Raw genomic sequence first — 17,703 nt, forward strand, 5'->3', positions numbered from 1 at the left:
TGTCCAATATTCCCCACTGCTGCCTCCCGTAGGAGTCTGGGCCGTGTCTCAGTCCCAGTGTGGCTGATCATCCTCTCAGACCAGCTACTGATCGTCGCCTTGGTGAGCCGTAACCTCACCAACCAGCTAATCAGACGCGGGCCGATCCTTCGGCAGTCAAGCCTTTCCCCATAAGGGCGTATCCGGTATTAGCTCAAGTTTCCCTGAGTTATTCCGAACCGAAGGGCACGTTCCCACGCGTTACTCACCCGTCTGCCGCTGACACCACAAGGATGCCCGCTCGACTTGCATGTGTTAAGCCTGCCGCCAGCGTTCGCTCTGAGCCAGGATCAAACTCTCAAGTTGAAGAGCTGACCATAGCTGATCACAACATAAACGGAAGCACACAATCGACCGGCGTTTCCACCTGATCGTGTGAGCACCGAAACGTCAGACCAGCATCATCCTACTCACGACTGATTTCGAAGAAATCAGCCCGCAGGGACGACGCCGTCCACGCTTCTCTTTCTCGTATGAACTTGTCAAAGAGCCGATCGGGCCGAAGCCTGATCCTGTACCCTAAAGAACAGAAAGCAGCGCCGGGTTGCCCTGGCCCTTGCTTCACCGTCTCTGAGGAAGTCCTTCGGGCTGAGCCGTATGTCTCGGCGCCCCGTCGGTGAGCGGTCGTTTAAGGGTCGCCGGCTCGCCTGTCAACTCGTTCGAGGCGGGAACCGCGCTCCGCACCGATTCGGCAGCCGGAAAAGCCCACTGGCTTGCCGGGGCGCTCCGCTTTGAGTCCCCTCCCCGCTCCGAAGACAGGACGGCCAGACAGGCTTTGGCTGGGGACGAGCGGCCGCAGAATGCGGGAAGCCCGCGCTCCGGGTGGAGCGCGGGCTTCCGATCAGTCGATGCAGGTCGGGCCGTCAGCGCGGGGCGCGGTCGAGCCAGCCGATCGAGCGGCCGTCGCGGTTGCCGCCGCCGCCGGCCGGGCGCTGCTGACGGTTGCCGTCGGGGCGCTGGCCGCCCTGGGGACGGCCCTGCTGGCCCTGCTGGCCCTGCGGGCGACCCTGCCGGCCCTCGTTCCCGCCGCGGCCGTCATGGGCCCTCTGCTCGCGGTGCTCCTGCGGTCGGCCGGCGCCGTGGCGTGGCTGGCCCTGGCCGCCGCCGGGGCGCCCCTGGCGCTGGCCGGGCTGCTGGCCCTGGCGCCCGCCGCCGGGACGCTGGTTGCGCGGGCCCGAACCGGGCTGGCGCCGGTCGCGCTCGGCCTCGGCGACCGCCTGGGCGGCCTCCTCGCGGCTTGGGGGCACGAAGCCCTCGGGGATCGCCATCACCGGCACCTTCTGGCGGGTCAGGCGCTCGATGTCGCGCAGGTAGGCCTTCTCCTCGTCGTTGCAGAACGAGATCGCCAGCCCGTCCTTGCCAGCGCGCGCGGTGCGGCCAATGCGGTGGACGTAGGCCTCCGGCACGTTCGGCAGGTCGAAGTTGACGACGTGCGACACGCCGTCGACGTCGATGCCGCGGGCGGCGATGTCGGTTGCCACCAGCACCCGGCAGGTGCCGGCGCGGAAGGCGGCGAGCGCCCGCTCGCGCTGCGGCTGCGACTTGTTGCCGTGGATCGCCGCCGAGCCGATGCCGTCGCGCTCGAGGCCGCGCACCACGCGGTCGGCGCCGTGCTTGGTGCGGGTGAAGACCAGCACCCGGTCGATCGACTCGTCGCGAAGGATGGTGGCGAGCAGCGACTGCTTCGAGCCGGTCGGCACGAAGACGACTTTCTGGTCGACCCGCTCGGCGGTGGTGGCGACCGGGGTCACCGCGACCTGGACCGGGTTCTTCAGGTACTGGTCGGCGAGCCCGGCGATGTTCTTCGGCATGGTGGCCGAGAAGAACAGGCTCTGGCGCTCGGCCGGCAGCAGCTTCACGATGCGCTTCAACGCGTGGATGAAGCCGAGGTCGAGCATCTGGTCGGCCTCGTCGAGGACGAGGTACTCGACGCCGTCGAGGGTGAGCGAGCGGCGGTCGATCAGGTCGAGGAGCCGGCCCGGGGTGGCGACCAGCACGTCGACGCCGCCCGCGAGCGCCCGCTCCTGGCGGCCGATGGTGACGCCGCCGAACACCACCGTGGTGGTGAGCTTCAGGAACTGGCCGTATTCCTTGAAGCTGTCGGCGATCTGGCTCGCCAGCTCGCGGGTGGGGGCGAGTACCAGCACGCGGCAGCTGCGGCGCGGCGCCGGCCGGCCGGCATTCTCGGTGGCGAGGCGGTGCAGGATCGGCAGCGCGAAGGAGGCTGTCTTGCCGGTGCCGGTCTGGGCGATGCCGCACAGGTCCTTGCCCTGCATGGCCGGCGGGATCGCCTGCGCCTGGATCGGGGTCGGCGTGACGTAGCCGGCCTGGGCGAGCGCCTTCAAGAGCGGCGCCGCGAGGCCGAAATCGGTGAACTGGGTCAAGGGAATCTTCTTGGAATTTGGCAGCGGGATCGCCGCAAGGCGCGCGCCATGCACGGCCTTCATCGCGATCCTATGTCGGGAGACCGCCCGCGTGATGGAGCGATCCGAAGGGATCAGCGATTAAGAGAGGGCCGGGCCTGCCGCGCAGGTGCCGCGGCGAAATCCGTCACGCAGCCCTCTCGAGCGGACCGCGATCGGCCGCTGACGCTGCAATCCGCCATATGGCGTTGTGCGGGTGCGAAGTCAATTGGTGGACGCTGCGTCGCGAACGCACCTCCCCTGCGGCGAACGCTTGCTCCGGGGCATGCCCGGTGATTGATGAGGCGGCAGAGGTCCCCGAGCCGGAGCCGCCGTCATGTCCGCCCGCCACCCCGCCCTCGCCCGCGCCGAAGCCTTCGCCGCCGCCTATGCCCTGCGCCGGCCGCTCGTCCTCGCCCCGATGGCCGGAGCCTGCCCGCCGGCGCTCTCGGTCGCGGTGATGCGGGCGGGGGGCCTCGGGGCCTGCGGGGCCTTGCTCATGCAGCCGGCCGCGATCCTGGCCTGGGCCGATGCGGTGCGCGAGGCGGGGCCCTTCCAGATCAACCTCTGGATCCCCGATCCCGCCCCGGCCCGCGACCCCGCCCACGAGGCGCGGTTGCGCGCCTTCCTCGGCCGTTTCGGCCCGGCGGTGCCGCCGGAGGCCGCGGACGCCGCGCCGCCCGACTTCGCCGCGCAAGTCGAGGCGCTGATCGAGGCCCGGCCGCGAGTCGTCTCCTCGATCATGGGGCTCTACCCGCCGGACTTCGTCAGCCGTCTCAAGGCGCGCGGCATCGCCTGGTGGGCCACCGTCACGACGGTGGCGGAGGCGCTGGCCGCTGAGGAGGCCGGGGCCGACGCGGTGGTGGCGCAGGGCGCCGAGGCCGGCGGCCATCGCGGCGCGTTCGATGCGGCACGAGCCGAGGCCGGGGCGGTCGGCCTGATGGCGCTGCTGCCGGCGGTGGTCGATGCGGTGCGGGTGCCGGTCATCGCCACCGGCGGCATCGCCGATGCGCGCGGGGCCGCGGCGGCGCTACTCCTCGGGGCCAGCGCCGTGCAGGTCGGCACCGGCTTCCTGCGCTGCCCCGAGGCCGGAATTCCCGCGGCATGGGCCGAGGGCCTCGGGCGGGCACGCCCCGAGGACACACGGCTCACCCGCGCCTTCAGCGGCCGCACCGGTCGTAGCCTCGCGACGGACTACGTCGCGGCCGCCGCCGGGCCGGAGGCGCCGGCGCCCGCCCCCTACCCGGTCCAGCGCGGCCTGACGCAGGCGATGCGCGAGGCGGCGGTGAAGGAGGGCGATCTCGGCCGGATGCAGGCCTGGGCCGGGCAGGCGGCGGGATTGGCGCGGGCGATGCCGGCGGGTGAAATGGTCGGGGAGATCTGGGAGGGGGTGCAGGGGCTCCTGGCTTGAGCCCCTACTCCTCCGCCGCCAGGGGCTTGGCCACATCCTCCAGCGACTTCCGCTCCGCCGCCACGCCCCAGATCCCCGCGACCGCCCCGGCCGCGATCATCAGCACGGACGCCAGCAGGTAGCCGCCGAGGATCGCGTCGCGGGAGTGGCCCTCGATCAGCACCCCGAACAGGGCCGGCCCCACCGCCCCGACCGAGGTACCGACGGCGTAGAACAGCGCGATGGCAAGCGCCCGGATCTCCAGGGGAAACACCTCGCTCACCGTCAGGTAGGCCGAACTCGCCGCGGCGGAGGCAAAGAAGAACACCGCCATCCAGCAGACGGTCAGGGTCGTCGCGGTGACGATCTCCTGCTGGAAGGCCCACCCGCTGAGCGCCAGCAGCACGCCCGACATCCCGTAGGTGAAGGCGATCATCGGTTTGCGGCCGAGCGTATCGAATAGCCGCCCGAGCAGCACCGGACCAAAAAAATTGCCGGCGGCGAAGGGCAGGATGTACCAGCCGACCCCGTCCGCCGGCACCCCGTAGAAATCGATCAGGATCAGCGCATAGGTGAAGAAGATCGCGTTGTAGAAGAACGCTTGCGCCGACATAAGCGCCAGCCCCACCCAGGCCCGTTGCCGGTAGGCCTTGAGGGCGGCAAACACCTCGGCGAGCGGCGTGTGGCTGCGCTGGCGCAGGCGCGCCTTCGGGAACGGGCCGTCGCTCAGGGCGTGGCCCTCGGCCCGGAAGCGCGCCTCGATCCCGGCGACCAGCGCCTCGGCCTCCTCGTGGCGCCCATGGGTCATCAGCCAGCGCGGGCTCTCGGGGATCCAGGTGCGAAGGAACAGGATGACGAGGCCGAGGAAGGCGCCGAGCCCGAAGGCGACGCGCCAGCCGGTATCGGGCCCGAACAGGGCCGGATCGAGCACGATGAGCGAAGTGCCGGCGCCGAGCACCGCGCCAAGCCAGAAGCTGCCGTTGATGACGAGGTCGGTCCAGCCGCGGGCGCGGGCCGGGATCAGCTCCTGGATCGTCGAGTTGATCGCCGTGTACTCGCCGCCGATTCCGGCCCCGGTGAGGAAGCGGAAGAGGCAGAAGCTCCACAGATTCCAGGACAGGCCGGTGGCGGCGGTGGCCGCGAGATACACCGCCAGGGTGATGAAGAAGAGCTTCTTCCGCCCCAGACGGTCGGTGAGCCAGCCGAACCCCACCGCCCCCAGCACCGCGCCGGCGAGGTAGCTCGACGTGGCGAGCCCGATCTCGGCGTTGGAGAACCGGAGCGTCGGGCTCGCCTTGAGGGCGCCGGCGAGCGCCCCGGCGAGCGTCACCTCAAGCCCGTCGAGCACCCAGGTGATGCCGAGCGCCAGCACCACCAGGGTGTGGAACCGGCCCCAGGGCAGCCGGTCGAGCCGGGCCGAGACGTCGGTCTCGATCACGCCGCCGGGGGCGGTGCGGGTCGCGGGAGAGGGCGTCATCGGGAACTGTTCCGGCGGGGCGGGGCCTGTCCCGACAAGATGGCACCCCGATCCGCGCCGGGAACCCGCAACACGCCGGAAACCTTCGCGCGCCTTATCCTTTGGCGCCGACCGGCTTGAACACGCCGGTCGCGGTCGCCACCACCCGCCCGGCCTCGTCGCGGATCTCGGCGTCGCAAAAGAGGATCGACTGCCCGGCCCGCGCCATCCGGCCTTCCGCCAGGAGCACGCCGTGTCCGGGCGAGAGGAAGCGGGTCTGCATGTCGAGGGTCACCACCGGCCGGCCGGCGGTGAGGCGCGCCACGGTGCCCATGGCGATGTCGAGCAGCGTGCAGATGATGCCGCCATGGGCGATGCCAAGGTTGTTGCCGTGCTGCGGCCCGAGTTCGAGGCGCAGGCGGGTGCGCCCCTCGACCATCTCCAGGGCCTCGATGCCGCAGAGCCGGGCGAACGGGATGTTCGCCCCGTAGATCATGCTGTCGTCCGCCGCGTCCATCGATCCGCTCCGTCCCGGTTGCTGCACCTATGCGGAGAGTTCGCCGGCCTGGCAATTCGCGCTATGAGGGGATCATGAGCGCTTCGCCCCCCTCCTCCTTCGTCCGCACCCGCTGGTGGTGGGTGCGTCACGCCCCCGTGCGGGGCGACGGCGGCCGCATCTATGGCGGCCAGGACATCGCGTGCGATTGCGGCGATGCCCACGTGTTCTCCGGCCTCGCGCCGGTGCTGCCCCGCGGCGCGGTCTGGGTCGCGAGCCATCTCGGCCGCACCCGCCAGACGGCGGAGGCGCTGTGGCAGGCCGGCGACTTCACGGTGGACGGGCGGGTGCCGCGCCTCACCGCCCTGCCCGCCCTCGCCGAGCAGAACCTCGGCGACTGGCAGGGCCAGGACCGGACGCGCTTCTTCGCCGAGCGCCAGCCCTCGGCGGCAAGCTACTGGTTCGCCCCCGCCGACGAGCGCCCGCCGGGCGGCGAGAGCTTCTCGGAGCTGTACGCCCGGGTGACCGCGGCGGTCGACGAGCTCACCGCCGAGCATAGCGGCCGCGATATCGTGGCGGTGGCCCATGGCGGCACGATCCGGGCGGCGATCGCCCAGGCGCTGAACCTCTCGCCCCAGGGCGGCCTCGCCTTCGCGATCGAGAATTGCTCGCTCACCCGCCTCGACCACTATGCCGGCCCCGACGGGACGGGCTGGCGCGTCGGGATGGTGAACGCCCAGCCCTGGCTCGGGGCGGCGGAGAGCGGGCCGGCCGCCTGAAGCGCGGCCATACCGGTTTTTCAGCGCCGCCCCGCTCCGGCGGCGGTTGACAACCGGGCCCCCTTGTCCGGACCATGCACCCGGGCGCCCTCGACGGCGTACCGCACGAACGAACGTCTTCGACGAAGGACGGACCGGGTGAGGACAACGCTTCTGGCGGCGGCGCTGGCCGTCGCGGTGCCGGGCATGGCTTGGCAGGGGGTGGCCTGCGCGCAGCCGGCGCCGGCCGTGGCTCCGCAAAAGATCTCCGATGGGGTGGTGCGCCTCGGCTTCCTGCTCGACATGTCGGGGCTCTACGCCGACGTGACCGGGCCCGGCAGCGCCGCGGCGGCCCGGATGGCGGTGGAGGATTTCGGCGGCACGGTGCTCGGCGCCCCCGTCGAGGTCGTCGTCGCCGACCACCAGAACAAGCCGGACATCGCAGCGGCCACGGCGCGAGCCTGGTTCGACACCGGTGAGGTCGACGCGATCCTCGACGTCGCGGCCTCCGCCACCGCGCTCGCCGCCGCCGACATCGCGAAGGCCAAGAACAAGGTGATCGTGTTCAACGGTCCCGGCGCGGTGCGGCTCACCAACGAGGCCTGCTCGCCGGTCTCGGTGCACTGGGCCTACGACACCTACGCGCTGGCCAATTCCACCGCGCAGGCCACCGTGAAGGCGGGCGGCGATTCCTGGTTCTTCGTCACCGCCGACTACGCCTTCGGCCAGGACCTGGAGCGCGACGCGGGCGCGGTGGTCAAGGCCAACGGCGGCAAGGTCCTCGGCGCGGTGCGGGTGCCGCTCAACACGCCCGATTTCTCGTCCTTCCTGCTCCAGGCGCAAGGGTCGGGCGCCAAGGTCGTCGGCCTCGCCAATGCGGGCGCCGACACCACCAACGCGATCAAGCAGGCCGCCGAGTTCGGCCTGACGCAAGGTGGGCAGAAGCTCGCGGGCCTCCTCGTCTACATCAGCGACGTCCACGGCCTGGGCCTCAAGGCGACGCAGGGGATGCTGCTGACCGAAGGGTTCTACTGGGACCTCAACGACGAGACGCGGGCCTGGTCGAAGCGCTACTTCGACCGCGTCGGCAAGATGCCGAACATGTCCCAGGCCGGCGTCTACTCGACGGTGATGCACTACCTGAAGGCCGTGCGGAAAGCCGGCACCGACGAGACCGCGGCGGTCATGAAGGCGATGCGCGAGACGCCGGTGGACGACTTCTACGCCCGCGGCGGGCGCATCCGGGAGGACGGCCGCATGGTCCACGACATGTACCTGTTCGAGGTCAAGACGCCGGAAGAGTCGAAGGGTCCCTGGGACCTGTACAAGCTCGTCGCGACGGTTCCCGGCGAGCAGGCGTTCCAGCCCCTGTCCGCCTCCCGCTGTCCCCTGGTGAAGAAATGACGATGCGCTGGCGCCGCCGCCCGGAGGGCTCGACCTGGGGCGATTTCGGCCCCGACGACGAGCTCGGCCGGCTGAACCTGCTGACCCCCGAGAAGGTGCGCCAGGGCGCGGCCGAGGTGCGGGAGGGCCTGACCTTCTGCCTCAGCCTGCCCCTCGACTTTCCGGGTGGGAACGTCCTCAATCCCCGCCGCCACCCGCCGCAGATCCGCCCGACGGTGCGGGCGAGCGGCCGGCCCAACATGAACTTCCCGGTGTGCGAGGAGGTGCCCGACGCGACCGACGTCATCAGCGACGACCTCGCGGTGCTCCACCTGCAATACTCGACGCAGTGGGACAGCCTCGCCCATGTCGGCTCGCTGTTCGACGTCGAGGGCGACGGCACCCCGCGCCCGGTCTACTACAACGGCTTTCGCGCCGGCTCCGACATCACCGGACCGACGACGCCGGAAGAGGCGGGGGCCCCCTCCCGCGCCAAGTCCCTCGGCATCGAGCGGCTGGCCGAGCGCGGCATGCAGGGCCGCGGCGTGATGATCGACCTCTACGCCCATCTCGGCGACGCCCGGGTGGCGGTCGGCTACGACGGCTTGCGGCGCATCCTCGACGCCGACGGGGTCGTGGTCGAGCCCGGCGACATGGTCTGCCTGCACACGGGCTTTGCCGAGCGGCTGCTCGGCATGAACCGCAACCCCGATCCGGCTGTGGTCCACGACCTCTGCGCCGGCCTCGACGGGCGCGACCGCAGGCTCCTGAACTGGATCACCGATTCGGGGCTCGTGGCGCTGATCGCCGACAACTACGCCGTCGAGGTCCATCCGGCGATGCCGGCGGAGGGGTGCTGCGCGACGCTGCCTCTGCACGAGCACTGCCTGTTCCGCCTTGGGGTCAATCTCGGCGAGCTGTGGCACCTCACCCCGCTCGCGACCTGGCTGCGGGCGCATGGCCGCCACCGCTTCCTCCTCACCGCGCCGCCCCTGCGGCTGCCGGGCGCCGTCGGCTCGCCGACGACGCCGATCGCCACCGTCTGACCGGGACCATTTCGGGGACCGGAGGGCCGCAGGGCGCCGGAACGACCGCAAGAACATTCATCGACGGGAGGACACCATGAGCGAGATCGCGGTCGTAGGCGCCGGGCTGATGGGGCACGGCATCGCCCTGGTCCTGGCGCTCGGCGGGCACCGGGTGCGGCTGACCGACAGCCGGCCGGAGACCCTGGAGCGGGTGCCGGGCCTGATCGCCTCGGCCCTCGACACCCTGCGCGAGGCCGGAGCCGTCTCGGTCGACTGGACGCCGGAGCGGGCGGCGGAAGCGATCCGCCTCGAACCCGACCTCGGCGCCACCGTCGCCGGGGCCCACCTCGTCATCGAGGCGATCACCGAGAACCCGGAGGCGAAGCGGACGCTGTTTGCCGAGCTCGACCGGCTCTGCGGTCCCGAGACGAGAATCGCCAGCAACACCAGCTACCTCGACGTCTTCCCGCTGATCCCGGAGGCGCGCCAGACGCGCGCCCTGGTGATGCACTGGTACACCCCGCCCTACATCGTCGACCTCGTCGACGTGGTGCCGGGGCCCCGCACCGACCCGGGCGTGATCGAGGAGGCGCGCCAGCTGGTGCTGGGCCTGGGCCAGGTGCCGATCGTGCTCAAGCGCTTCATCCCGGGCTACGTCGCCAACCGGATCCAGTCGGCGATCTCGGCCGAGGTCTACCACCTGCTCGACGAGGGCGTGGCCTCGGCGCGCGAGATCGACGACGCGATCGTCCACGGCCTCGCGCTGCGCATCCCGATCCTCGGCCACCTCGCCAAGGCGGATTTCACCGGCATCGAGCTGTTGCGCCACGCGCTCGCCAACGCGAGCTACAGCCCGCCGCCGGCCCGCACCCGCTCGAACGCGATCGACGACCTGGTGGCGCAGGGCCGCACCGGCGTGATGGCCGGCAAGGGCTTCTTCGACTGGGGCGGGCGCGACCCGGCCGAGCTGTTCCGCGACCGCGACCGCCGGCTCCTCGCCCTCAAGCAGGCGATGAAGCAGGTCGGACGGATGGAAGGCGAGTCGCCGGTCGAGTAGCCGGTCGACCGGAGCCGCCGCGGCGCTATAACCGGAAGCGTGAGTGCTCCGGAGGCGAGGCGGCGGCCCATGTTCGAGTTCCCGGTCCTGTTCGGCGATATCGGTGGCACCAACGCGCGCTTCGCCGTGCAGGAGAAGCCGGGGGCCGAGCCGGTCGTGCTCGCCCACGACAAGACCGCCGCCTACCCGGATCCGAGCGCGGCGATCCGCGCCGCCCTGCAAAAGAGCACGGTCGCCCCGCCCCGCTCCGCGATCCTGGCGGTGGCCGCCCGGGTGGACGGGCCGGCGGTCCACCTCACCAACGCCCACTGGGTGATCGAGGGCGAGCGGATCGGCCGCGATTTCGGATTGTCCAGCTGCCGGATCGTCAACGACTACGTGCCGGTGGCGGCCGGCGCCGCCGCCCTCGACCCGGCCGGCCGCGACCGCTCGATCCTGGAGCAGATCGGCCCGACGCTCTGCCCCGACGGCGGCGCGCGCCTCGTGCTCGGCCCCGGCACCGGCTTCGGCGCCGCCGGCCTCGTGCCCTACGGCAACCAGCTCGCCATCGTGTCGACCGAGGCCGGCCACACCGATTTCGGGCCGAGCGACCCGGACGAGTTCGCGTTCTGGCCGCGACTCGCCCGGATCGAGGGCCGCATCACCGTCGAGTCGCTGCTCTCCGGTCCCGGCCTGTCCCGGCTCCATGCCGGCCTCGGCGGCGGCGACCTCGACGCGAAGGACATCACCGAGCGGGGGATGTCGGGCGAGGACCCGGCGGCACGGCGCACGCTGCGGGTGTTCTCCCGGCTGCTCGGGCGCGTCTGCGGCGACCTCGCCCTCACCTTCCTGGCGACCGGCGGGGTCTATATCGGCGGCGGCATCGTCCCGCGGATCCTCGACCTGCTCAACGAGGGCGATTTCCGGCAGGCCTTCGAGCACAAGCCGCCCTTCGCCGACCGCATGAAGCAGATTCCGACCTGCGTCATCACCATCGCCGACCCGGCGCTGACGGGCCTCTCGGCACTCGCCTGCCAGCCGGACCGGTTCGCCTATGACGGGCAGCACTGGACGGCGACGGAGACAGGCTCGTCCTAGTACCCCTTCCACAATCCCGGCGTCGCCAGCTCCACCAGGTGCCCGTCCGGATCGCGGAAATACAGGCTGACGCCGCCGCGCGGCCACGTCGTCCGGCCCTCGATCGCGATGCCGTGCGTGGGCAGGTGCCGCTCCCACGCCTCCAGCGCACCGGCCGGGATCGACAGCGCGAGGTGCAGCGGACCCGAGCCGTCATGGGGCGGGATGGTGCCGCCGGGGGTCGGCACCGGGCGCAGCGAGCCGCCGCGGGGAAACAGCAGCAGGACGCCGCCCCCGGCGACGTCGTAGGCCCGCATCCGGTGGTCCTCGTGGAGGCAGGGCAGGCCCATCGGACCGCCCCAGAACGCGGCCGCCCGCGCGAGGTCGTCGACGTAGAGGACCGTCTCGAGGATCCCGGCGATCTCCGGCATGGCGCCACCTCCTGCCGGATGAACGCGCGGGCGGCCCTAAGGGTTACGCCGCGGCCGGGTTGACGGCCTCCTCGGCGAGTTCCGACAGGAGCTCGTCGGTGTTCTCCTCCTCGACCAGGGTCTCCTTGATCAGGCCCTCGGCCTCGCTGAAGCCGAGTTGCTTGGCCCAGGCCAGCAGGGTGCCGTAGCGGGTGATCTCGTAGTGCTCGACCGCCTGCGCGGCGGCGATCAGCCCGGCATCGAGCGCCTCGCTGCCGGAGAATTCCTGCATCACCTCCTCGCCCTCGGCGATGATGCCCTGGATCGCCTGGCAGGTGACGCCCTCGGGCTTCTCGCCGACGCTGCGAAAGACCTGATCGAGGCGCTTCACCTGCTCGCGGGTCTCCTCGATGTGGACGCTGAGCGCGCCGCGCAGCTCCTCCGTGCGGGCGGCCTGGGCCATCTTCGGCAGCGCCTTCAGGATCGCATTCTCGGCGAAATAGGTATCCTTGAGCTGGTGCAGGAAGAGCGCCCGGAGGTTCTTGTCGTCGGCCATGAGATGCTCCCGTGGGGTACCGATGTGCCCCGGGCAACTCGTGGGCGGCCCGCTTCGTTCCTGCCCGGATCACGGGCTTGCGACGGGCCCTGGTCGCGGGCGGCGATCGTCGCCATTGTCAGTGGAGGGGGCGTGGGATCCACGGGAGACGACGCCATGACCACGATGTTCGAGGAGCGGGAACGGGCCGCCGAGGCGTTGTTCGCCCTCGACGAGGAACTGCGCTTCCTCGCGCTCGCCCGGCGCAACAAGATGCTCGGCGCCTGGATGTGCGAGCGCCTGAACCTCGCCGGTCGCGAGGCCGAGGCCTACAAGAGCCGCCTGGTCGAGACGAGCGGCACCTCGCCGGCCCCCGGCCGCACCGCCGACGAGGCCCTGGTCGAGCGGCTGCGGGCCGACCTCGCGGCCAAGGGCGCCGCGGCGGAGGCCGACGCGTTGCCGGGGCTGATCGCCCGCTACGGCGCCGAGGCGGCCCGGACCGTGCGCGAGCAGGCCCGGGAGAGCTGATCAAGCGAGCTGAATCAGAAGAAGGTCGGCCGCGCGCTGGCGGTGTGCTCCTTGAGCACGGCGCCGGTGGCGGTGTCGACCTCCTTCATCAGGACGTCGTAGCCCCACAGGTCGGCGAGGTGCTGGAGCACCCGCATCGCGTCGTCCTTGTTGAGCAGGACGCGGTTGAGCACCTTATGGTGCAGGATCAGCTTGCGGTCGCCCTCCAGGTCGACGTCGACCACCTCGATGTCGGGATCGAGCCAGGCGACGTCGTATTGGCGCGCGAAGGCCCGGCGCAACTTCCGGTAGCCGCGCTCGTCGTGGATCGCCTCGACCCGCAGTTCCGGCTTGTCCGGATCGTCGGTGACGTGGAACAGCCGCAGCTGGCGCATCAGCTTCGGGCTCAGGAACTGCGCGATGAAGCTCTCGTCCCGGTAGTTCGCCCAGACGTCGCGCAGGACCCCCATCGCGTCGCCGCTGCCGGCGATGTCGGGGAACCAGGCCCGGTCCTCCTCGGTCGGCTCGGTGCAGATGCGGGCGATGTCCGTCATCATGGCAAAGCCGATGGCGTAGGGGTTGTGGCCGCCGTAATGCCGGTCGTCGTAGGTTGGCTGGCGGATCACGTTGGTGTGCGATTGCAGGAATTCGAGGTAGGCCGCCTCGTTGATCTGCCCGGTCTCCGACAGCCGGGTCATGATCCGGTAGTGATTGTAGGTGGCGCAGCCCTCGTTCATCACCTTGGTCTGGCGCTGCGGGTAGAAATACTGCGCGACGTGGCGGACGATGCGCAGGATCTCGCGCTGCCAGGGCTGGAGCCGGGGTGCCGCCTTCTCCAGGAAGTAGAGGATGTTCTCCTGGGGCAGCTCCAGCAGCGCCCGGCGGCGCTCGGCGTGGGGGTCGGGCTTGCCGGACTGGACCTTGGCCGGCAGGGTGCGCCAGAGGTCGTTGTACATCCTCTCTTGGTGCTCCTGGCGCTCGCGCTCGCGGCGCTGCTCGGAGGAGAGGTCGGGGCGCTTCTTGCGCGGGTAGCGGTGGACGCCCTGGTTCATCAGCGCGTGGGCCGCATCGAGCACCGCCTCGACAGCGCTGTGGCCGTAGCGCTCCTCGCACCGGGTGATGAAGGTCTTGGCGAAGTCGAGGTAGTCGAGGATGCCCTCGGCGTCGGTCCACTGCCGGAAGAGGTAGTTGTTCTTGAAGAAGTGGTTGTGGCCGAAGGCGGCGTGGGCGATGACCAGCGTCTGCATCGTCGCCGTGTTCTCCTCCATGATGTAGGAGATGCACGGGTCGGAATTGATGACGATCTCGTAGGCGAGCCCCATCAGGCCGCGGCGGTAGCCGGCCTCGTGCTGGGCGAAGTGCTTGCCGAACGACCAGTGCTTGTAGAACAGCGGCATGCCGATCGACGCGTAGGCGTCCAGCATCTGCTCTGCGGTGATGATCTCGATCTGGTTCGGGTACCAGCTCAGGCCGAGTTCGGGTCCGGCGATCGCCTCGCAGGCGTCATGGATGCGCCGGATGGTGTCGAAGTCCCAGTCGTTGCCGGTGAAGAGCGGGGCGTTCTTGGCGATCACGGCCGGGCCGGCGGGCCGCGCGCCGAAGGTGGCGGAACTCATCGGGCGTCGGACCTCCCGGTGCCTCTAGAGCATTTTCCGACGAAGTGGGTACCGGTTCGTCGAAGAAAATGCGGCTAAACTGAATCTGGAGCGTCCCCCCGGCGGGGACGCGATCCTGTACGTCTCGTCGCGCGGCCCCGTCAGGGTGCCGCGTTCTCCTGTCCGGCCTTGCTGCGGGCGAACAGCTCGCGGAAGACCGGGTAGATGTCGCGGCGGTGGTTGACCTTGCGCATGGCCAGCACCGAGTTGGCCTTCGAGACCGGCTCGTAGGTGCGCCAGAGCGTGGTGCGGTGCTCGACGAAGCCCGCCCGCGGCCCGCCCTCGTCGCCGACCTCCAGGTAGGCGAAGTACTGGCAGGCCGGCAGGATCGACGAGCGCAGCAGGTCCTGCGAGGTGGCGCCGTCGCTCGACACGTTGTCGCCGTCCGAGGCCTGCGCCGCGTAGATGTTCCAGTCCTCGGGGCTGTAGCGCTCGGCGATGATCCGCTTCATCTCGACCAGCGCCGAGGAAACCAGGGTGCCGCCGGTCTCGCGCGAGCCGAAGAACGTCTCCTCGTCGACCTCCTTGGCGTGGTCGGTGTGGCGGATGAAGACGATCTCGACGTGCTTGTAGCGGCGGGTCAGGAAGATGTGCAGCAGGATGTAGAACCGCTTGGCGAGGTCCTTCATGTGCTCGGTCATCGAGCCCGAGACGTCCATCAGGCAGAACATCACCGCCTGGGCCACGGGCCGCGGATAGGGCTCGAAGCGCCGGTAGCGCAGGTCGATCGGGTCGACGTAGGGGATGCGCTGCGAGCGGGTGCGCAGGCGCTCAAGCTCCGCCTTCAGCTCGTCGAGGATCACCGCGTCGGGCTGGCTCTCCTCCAGCGCCCGGATCTCCTCCTCCAGCACCTCCATCTCGGCGGCCTTGGGCCGCTTGAGGGCGATGCGCCGCGACAGCGAGTTGCGGAGGGTGCGCCCGAGCGCGAGGTTCGCCGGCGAGCCCGATACCGTGTAGCCGGCCCGGCGCAGGGTCGCGGTCTCGACCACCGCGAGGCGGCGCTTGGCGAGGTCGGGCAGTTCCAGGTCCTCGAGGAACAGCTCCAGGAACTCCTCGCGGGTGAGGACGAAGCGGAACGTGTCCTCGCCGTCCGCCCCGCCGTCGCTGCCCTCGCCGCTGCCGCCGCCTCCCCCGCCGCCGCCCGGCGGGCGCTCGATCAGGTCACCCTCGATGTAGGTCTTGTTGCCGGGCAGGATGTGGTCGTTGATCCCGGTCGAGGGGTTGCGGGTGAATTTCGGCTCGCGCACGCCGTCGACCGGGACGGTGACGTTGCCGTCCTTGCCGAGGTCCTTGATGTCCTTCTCCCGGGCCGCCTCGCGCACGGCTCGCTGGGCCACGTCGCGGACGCGGCGCAGGAAGCGCTGCCGGTTCGCCAGGCTCTTGCCGCCGGGATTGAGGCGTCGATCGATGATGTGCATCCGCTTCGCGCTCTCCGATCACGCCACCATACCGTATCGGGCCTGGTCCCCGCCACCGCTCTCCTGCGGGGGAGGCCGGACGGCCCGCGGGAGACGTCCCGCGGGCCGCGAAGGTCAGCCCGCCTGCTTCACGCGCATGTACCACTCGACCAGGCGCCGGACCTGGCGCTCGGTGTAGCCGCGGTCCTTCATCCGCTCGACGAACTCGCCGTGCTTCTTCTCGGTCTCGCTGTCCTTCTTCGAGCCGAAGGAGATCACCGGCAGCAATTCCTCGACCTGGCTGAACATCCGCCGCTCGATCACCTCGCGGATCTTCTCGTAGGAGGTCCAGGACGGGTTGCGCCCGCCGTGCTGGGCCCGCGAGCGAAGCGCGAACTTAACCACCTCGTTGCGGAAATCCTTCGGGTTGGCGATGCCCGCCGGCTTCTCGATCTTGGTGAGCTCCTGGTTCAGGAGCTCACGGTTGAGCAGCTGCCCGGTCTCGGGGTCCTTGAAGTCCTGGTCCTCGATCCAGGCGTCCGCATAGTCGATATAGCGGTCGAACAGGTTCTGGCCGTAATCGTGGTAGGATTCGAGGTAGGCCTTCTGGATCTCGTGGCCGATGAACTCGGCGTAGCGCGGCGCCAGCTCGCCCTTGATGAATTCGAGGTAGCGCTTCTCGGTCTCAGGCGGCAGCTGCTCGCGGCGCAGCGACTGCTCGAGGACGTACATCAGATGGACCGGGTCGGCCGAGACCTCGGTGGTGTCGTGGTTGAAGGTGGCGGCCATCACCTTGAAGGCGAAGCGGGTCGAGATCCCGTCCATGCCCTCGTCGACGCCGGCGGTGTCCTTGTATTCCTGCATCGAGCGGGCGCGGGGATCGACCTCGCGCAAGGACTCGCCGTCATAGACTCGCATCTTGGAGAAGACGTTCGAGTTCGCGTGCTCGCGCAGGCGCGAGAGCACCGAGAACCGGGCCAGCATCTCCAGCGTGCCGGGGGCGCAGCGGGCATTCGCCAGTTCGGAGCCCGAGACCAGCTTCTCGTAGATCCGCTGCTCCTCGGTGACGCGCAGGCAGTACGGCACCTTGATGACGTAGATGCGGTCGATGAAGGCTTCGTTGTTCTTGTTGGTCTTGAAGCTCTGCCACTCGGCCTCGTTCGAGTGGGCGAGGATGATTCCGGTGAACGGGATCGCCCCGATATTCTCGGTGCCGACGTAGTTGCCCTCCTGCGTCGCGGTGAGCAGGGGGTGCAGCATCTTGATCGGCGCCTTGAACATCTCGACGAATTCGAGGATGCCCTGGTTCGCCCGGTTGAGGCCGCCCGAGTACGAGTAGGCGTCGGGATCGGCCTGGCTCAGGGTCTCGAGCTTGCGGATGTCGACCTTGCCGACGAGGGACGAGATGTCCTGGTTGTTCTCGTCGCCCGGCTCGGTCTTGGCGATGCCGATCTGGCGCAGGCGCGACGGGTTGACCTTGACGACCTTGAACTTCGAGATGTCACCGCCGAACTCGTCGAGGCGCTTGAGGCACCACGGGCTCATCAGCCCGGTCAGGCGCCGCCGCGGCACGCCGTAGCGTTCCTCGATCATCGGCCCCATCGTCTCGGGGTCGAACAGCACCAGCGGGCTCTCGAAAACCGGGCTCATCTCGTTGCCGGCCTTGAGCACGTAGATCGGGTGCACCTCCATCAGGGCCTTCAGCCGCTCGGCGAGCGACGACTTGCCGCCGCCGACCGGACCCAGCAGGTAGAGGATCTGCTTGCGCTCCTCCAAGCCCTGCGCGGCATGGCGGAAGAACGAGACGATGCGCTCGATCGTCTCCTCCATGCCGTAGAACTCGGAGAAGGCGGGATAGGTGCGAATGGTCCGGTTCATGAAGATCCGGCCCAGGCGCGGATCCCGCGCCGTGTCGATGAACTCGGGCTTGCCGATCGCGTCGAGAATGCGCTCCGGCGCACTCGCGTACATCAGGGGATTGTCACGGCAGGCTTCGAGATATTCGGAGAGCGACAGCTCCGCGTCCCGACGGGACTCGTAGCTGCGCGCGAAAGTTTGAAAGAGGTCGCTCGCTGACGGCATTGGCATTCCGGACCCTCACGACATCGCCAGGATCATCCTGTCCCGCCTCGGA

Annotated in this window: 15 protein-coding genes and 1 rRNA gene; 7 read left to right on the forward strand and 9 right to left on the reverse strand. The window is 70.1% G+C overall.

What is annotated here, in order from left to right; genetic code table 11:
* Positions 1 to 345: ribosomal RNA gene (locus ACS5PV_RS23545) — 16S ribosomal RNA — on the reverse strand; the annotation flags it as partial.
* Positions 346 to 902: 557 nt separating this feature from the next.
* Positions 903 to 2,423, reverse strand: a complete 1,521-nt coding sequence (locus ACS5PV_RS23550) for a DEAD/DEAH box helicase (protein WP_455397777.1) — start codon at positions 2,421 to 2,423, stop codon at positions 903 to 905.
* Between the two features lie 355 nt (positions 2,424 to 2,778).
* Here ACS5PV_RS23550 and ACS5PV_RS23555 point away from each other — a divergent pair, with 355 nt between their 5' ends.
* Positions 2,779 to 3,852, forward strand: coding sequence for an NAD(P)H-dependent flavin oxidoreductase (locus ACS5PV_RS23555; RefSeq protein ID WP_455397778.1), 1,074 nt, complete (start codon positions 2,779 to 2,781; stop codon positions 3,850 to 3,852).
* A 4-nt stretch (positions 3,853 to 3,856) separates the two neighbouring features.
* On the opposite strand, the gene ACS5PV_RS23560 is transcribed toward ACS5PV_RS23555, so the two are convergent.
* Positions 3,857 to 5,308 carry an MFS transporter gene (locus ACS5PV_RS23560; protein WP_455397779.1) on the reverse strand — a complete coding sequence of 484 codons (1,452 nt, stop codon included), beginning with the start codon at positions 5,306 to 5,308 and terminating at the stop codon, positions 3,857 to 3,859.
* 94 nt (positions 5,309 to 5,402) lie between these two features.
* The gene (locus ACS5PV_RS23565) at positions 5,403 to 5,804 is read right to left on the reverse strand and encodes a PaaI family thioesterase (protein WP_455397780.1); all 402 of its coding nucleotides are present in this window, start codon (positions 5,802 to 5,804) and stop codon (positions 5,403 to 5,405) included.
* 74 nt (positions 5,805 to 5,878) lie between these two features.
* On the opposite strand from ACS5PV_RS23565, the gene ACS5PV_RS23570 reads away from it, so the two are divergent.
* The 5 genes from ACS5PV_RS23570 to ACS5PV_RS23590 all read left to right on the forward strand — a co-directional run bounded on the left by ACS5PV_RS23570 (position 5,879) and on the right by ACS5PV_RS23590 (position 11,086).
* Complete coding sequence (locus ACS5PV_RS23570; protein ID WP_455397781.1) at positions 5,879 to 6,562, forward strand: histidine phosphatase family protein; 684 nt, start codon at positions 5,879 to 5,881, stop codon at positions 6,560 to 6,562.
* Between the two features lie 138 nt (positions 6,563 to 6,700).
* A complete protein-coding gene (locus ACS5PV_RS23575; RefSeq protein ID WP_455397782.1) occupies positions 6,701 to 7,945 on the forward strand; it encodes an ABC transporter substrate-binding protein in 1,245 nt (414 codons plus the stop codon).
* Positions 7,942 to 8,970 (forward strand): cyclase family protein, encoded by a 1,029-nt coding sequence (locus ACS5PV_RS23580; RefSeq protein ID WP_455397783.1) that lies wholly within the window; start codon positions 7,942 to 7,944, stop codon positions 8,968 to 8,970. Before ACS5PV_RS23575 ends, ACS5PV_RS23580 begins: the two co-directional genes overlap by 4 nt.
* Before the next feature lie 76 nt (positions 8,971 to 9,046).
* Entirely contained in the window at positions 9,047 to 10,009 is a 963-nt protein-coding gene (locus ACS5PV_RS23585) for a 3-hydroxyacyl-CoA dehydrogenase family protein (RefSeq protein ID WP_455397784.1), read from the forward strand.
* Between the two features lie 69 nt (positions 10,010 to 10,078).
* Positions 10,079 to 11,086, forward strand: a complete 1,008-nt coding sequence (locus ACS5PV_RS23590) for a glucokinase (RefSeq protein ID WP_455397785.1) — start codon at positions 10,079 to 10,081, stop codon at positions 11,084 to 11,086.
* On the opposite strand, the gene ACS5PV_RS23595 is transcribed toward ACS5PV_RS23590, so the two are convergent.
* Together ACS5PV_RS23595 and ACS5PV_RS23600 are read right to left on the reverse strand one after the other, a co-directional pair.
* Positions 11,083 to 11,496 carry a VOC family protein gene (locus tag ACS5PV_RS23595; RefSeq protein WP_455397786.1) on the reverse strand — a complete coding sequence of 138 codons (414 nt, stop codon included), beginning with the start codon at positions 11,494 to 11,496 and terminating at the stop codon, positions 11,083 to 11,085. The two genes, ACS5PV_RS23590 and ACS5PV_RS23595, sit on opposite strands and share 4 nt — an antisense overlap.
* Before the next feature lie 43 nt (positions 11,497 to 11,539).
* Positions 11,540 to 12,031, reverse strand: a complete 492-nt coding sequence (locus tag ACS5PV_RS23600) for a YciE/YciF ferroxidase family protein (RefSeq protein ID WP_455397787.1) — start codon at positions 12,029 to 12,031, stop codon at positions 11,540 to 11,542.
* Between the two features lie 156 nt (positions 12,032 to 12,187).
* Between ACS5PV_RS23600 and ACS5PV_RS23605 the strand changes: the two genes are divergently transcribed.
* A complete protein-coding gene (locus ACS5PV_RS23605) occupies positions 12,188 to 12,538 on the forward strand; it encodes an ATPase inhibitor subunit zeta (protein WP_455397788.1) in 351 nt (116 codons plus the stop codon).
* Positions 12,539 to 12,552: 14 nt separating this feature from the next.
* On the opposite strand, the gene ACS5PV_RS23610 is transcribed toward ACS5PV_RS23605, so the two are convergent.
* From ACS5PV_RS23610 to ACS5PV_RS23620, 3 genes are all read right to left on the reverse strand, one after another.
* Positions 12,553 to 14,133: a SpoVR family protein gene (locus ACS5PV_RS23610; protein WP_455397789.1), complete on the reverse strand. Its 1,581-nt coding sequence runs from the start codon at positions 14,131 to 14,133 to the stop codon at positions 12,553 to 12,555.
* A gap of 140 nt (positions 14,134 to 14,273) precedes the next feature.
* Positions 14,274 to 15,590, reverse strand: coding sequence for a YeaH/YhbH family protein (locus ACS5PV_RS23615; RefSeq protein ID WP_455397790.1), 1,317 nt, complete (start codon positions 15,588 to 15,590; stop codon positions 14,274 to 14,276).
* Between the two features lie 114 nt (positions 15,591 to 15,704).
* Entirely contained in the window at positions 15,705 to 17,657 is a 1,953-nt protein-coding gene (locus ACS5PV_RS23620; RefSeq protein ID WP_455397791.1) for a PrkA family serine protein kinase, read from the reverse strand.
* Between the last annotated feature and the right edge of the window lie 46 nt (positions 17,658 to 17,703).

The sequence above is a fragment of the Methylobacterium sp. Gmos1 genome (assembly GCF_053764715.1).

Excerpts from the sequence above, each read along its gene's own strand:
- ACS5PV_RS23555 (WP_455397778.1), top strand. The coding sequence starts at position 2,779 with ATGTCCGCCCGCCACCCCGCCCTCGCCCGCGCCGAAGCCTTCGCCGCC.
- ACS5PV_RS23560 (WP_455397779.1), bottom strand. The coding sequence starts at position 5,308 with ATGACGCCCTCTCCCGCGACCCGCACCGCCCCCGGCGGCGTGATCGAG.
- ACS5PV_RS23565 (WP_455397780.1), bottom strand. The coding sequence starts at position 5,804 with ATGGACGCGGCGGACGACAGCATGATCTACGGGGCGAACATCCCGTTC.
- ACS5PV_RS23570 (WP_455397781.1), top strand. The coding sequence starts at position 5,879 with ATGAGCGCTTCGCCCCCCTCCTCCTTCGTCCGCACCCGCTGGTGGTGG.
- ACS5PV_RS23580 (WP_455397783.1), top strand. The coding sequence starts at position 7,942 with ATGACGATGCGCTGGCGCCGCCGCCCGGAGGGCTCGACCTGGGGCGAT.
- ACS5PV_RS23585 (WP_455397784.1), top strand. The coding sequence starts at position 9,047 with ATGAGCGAGATCGCGGTCGTAGGCGCCGGGCTGATGGGGCACGGCATC.
- ACS5PV_RS23590 (WP_455397785.1), top strand. The coding sequence starts at position 10,079 with ATGTTCGAGTTCCCGGTCCTGTTCGGCGATATCGGTGGCACCAACGCG.
- ACS5PV_RS23595 (WP_455397786.1), bottom strand. The coding sequence starts at position 11,496 with ATGCCGGAGATCGCCGGGATCCTCGAGACGGTCCTCTACGTCGACGAC.
- ACS5PV_RS23600 (WP_455397787.1), bottom strand. The coding sequence starts at position 12,031 with ATGGCCGACGACAAGAACCTCCGGGCGCTCTTCCTGCACCAGCTCAAG.
- ACS5PV_RS23605 (WP_455397788.1), top strand. The coding sequence starts at position 12,188 with ATGACCACGATGTTCGAGGAGCGGGAACGGGCCGCCGAGGCGTTGTTC.
- ACS5PV_RS23610 (WP_455397789.1), bottom strand. The coding sequence starts at position 14,133 with ATGAGTTCCGCCACCTTCGGCGCGCGGCCCGCCGGCCCGGCCGTGATC.
- ACS5PV_RS23615 (WP_455397790.1), bottom strand. The coding sequence starts at position 15,590 with ATGCACATCATCGATCGACGCCTCAATCCCGGCGGCAAGAGCCTGGCG.
- ACS5PV_RS23620 (WP_455397791.1), bottom strand. The coding sequence starts at position 17,657 with ATGCCAATGCCGTCAGCGAGCGACCTCTTTCAAACTTTCGCGCGCAGC.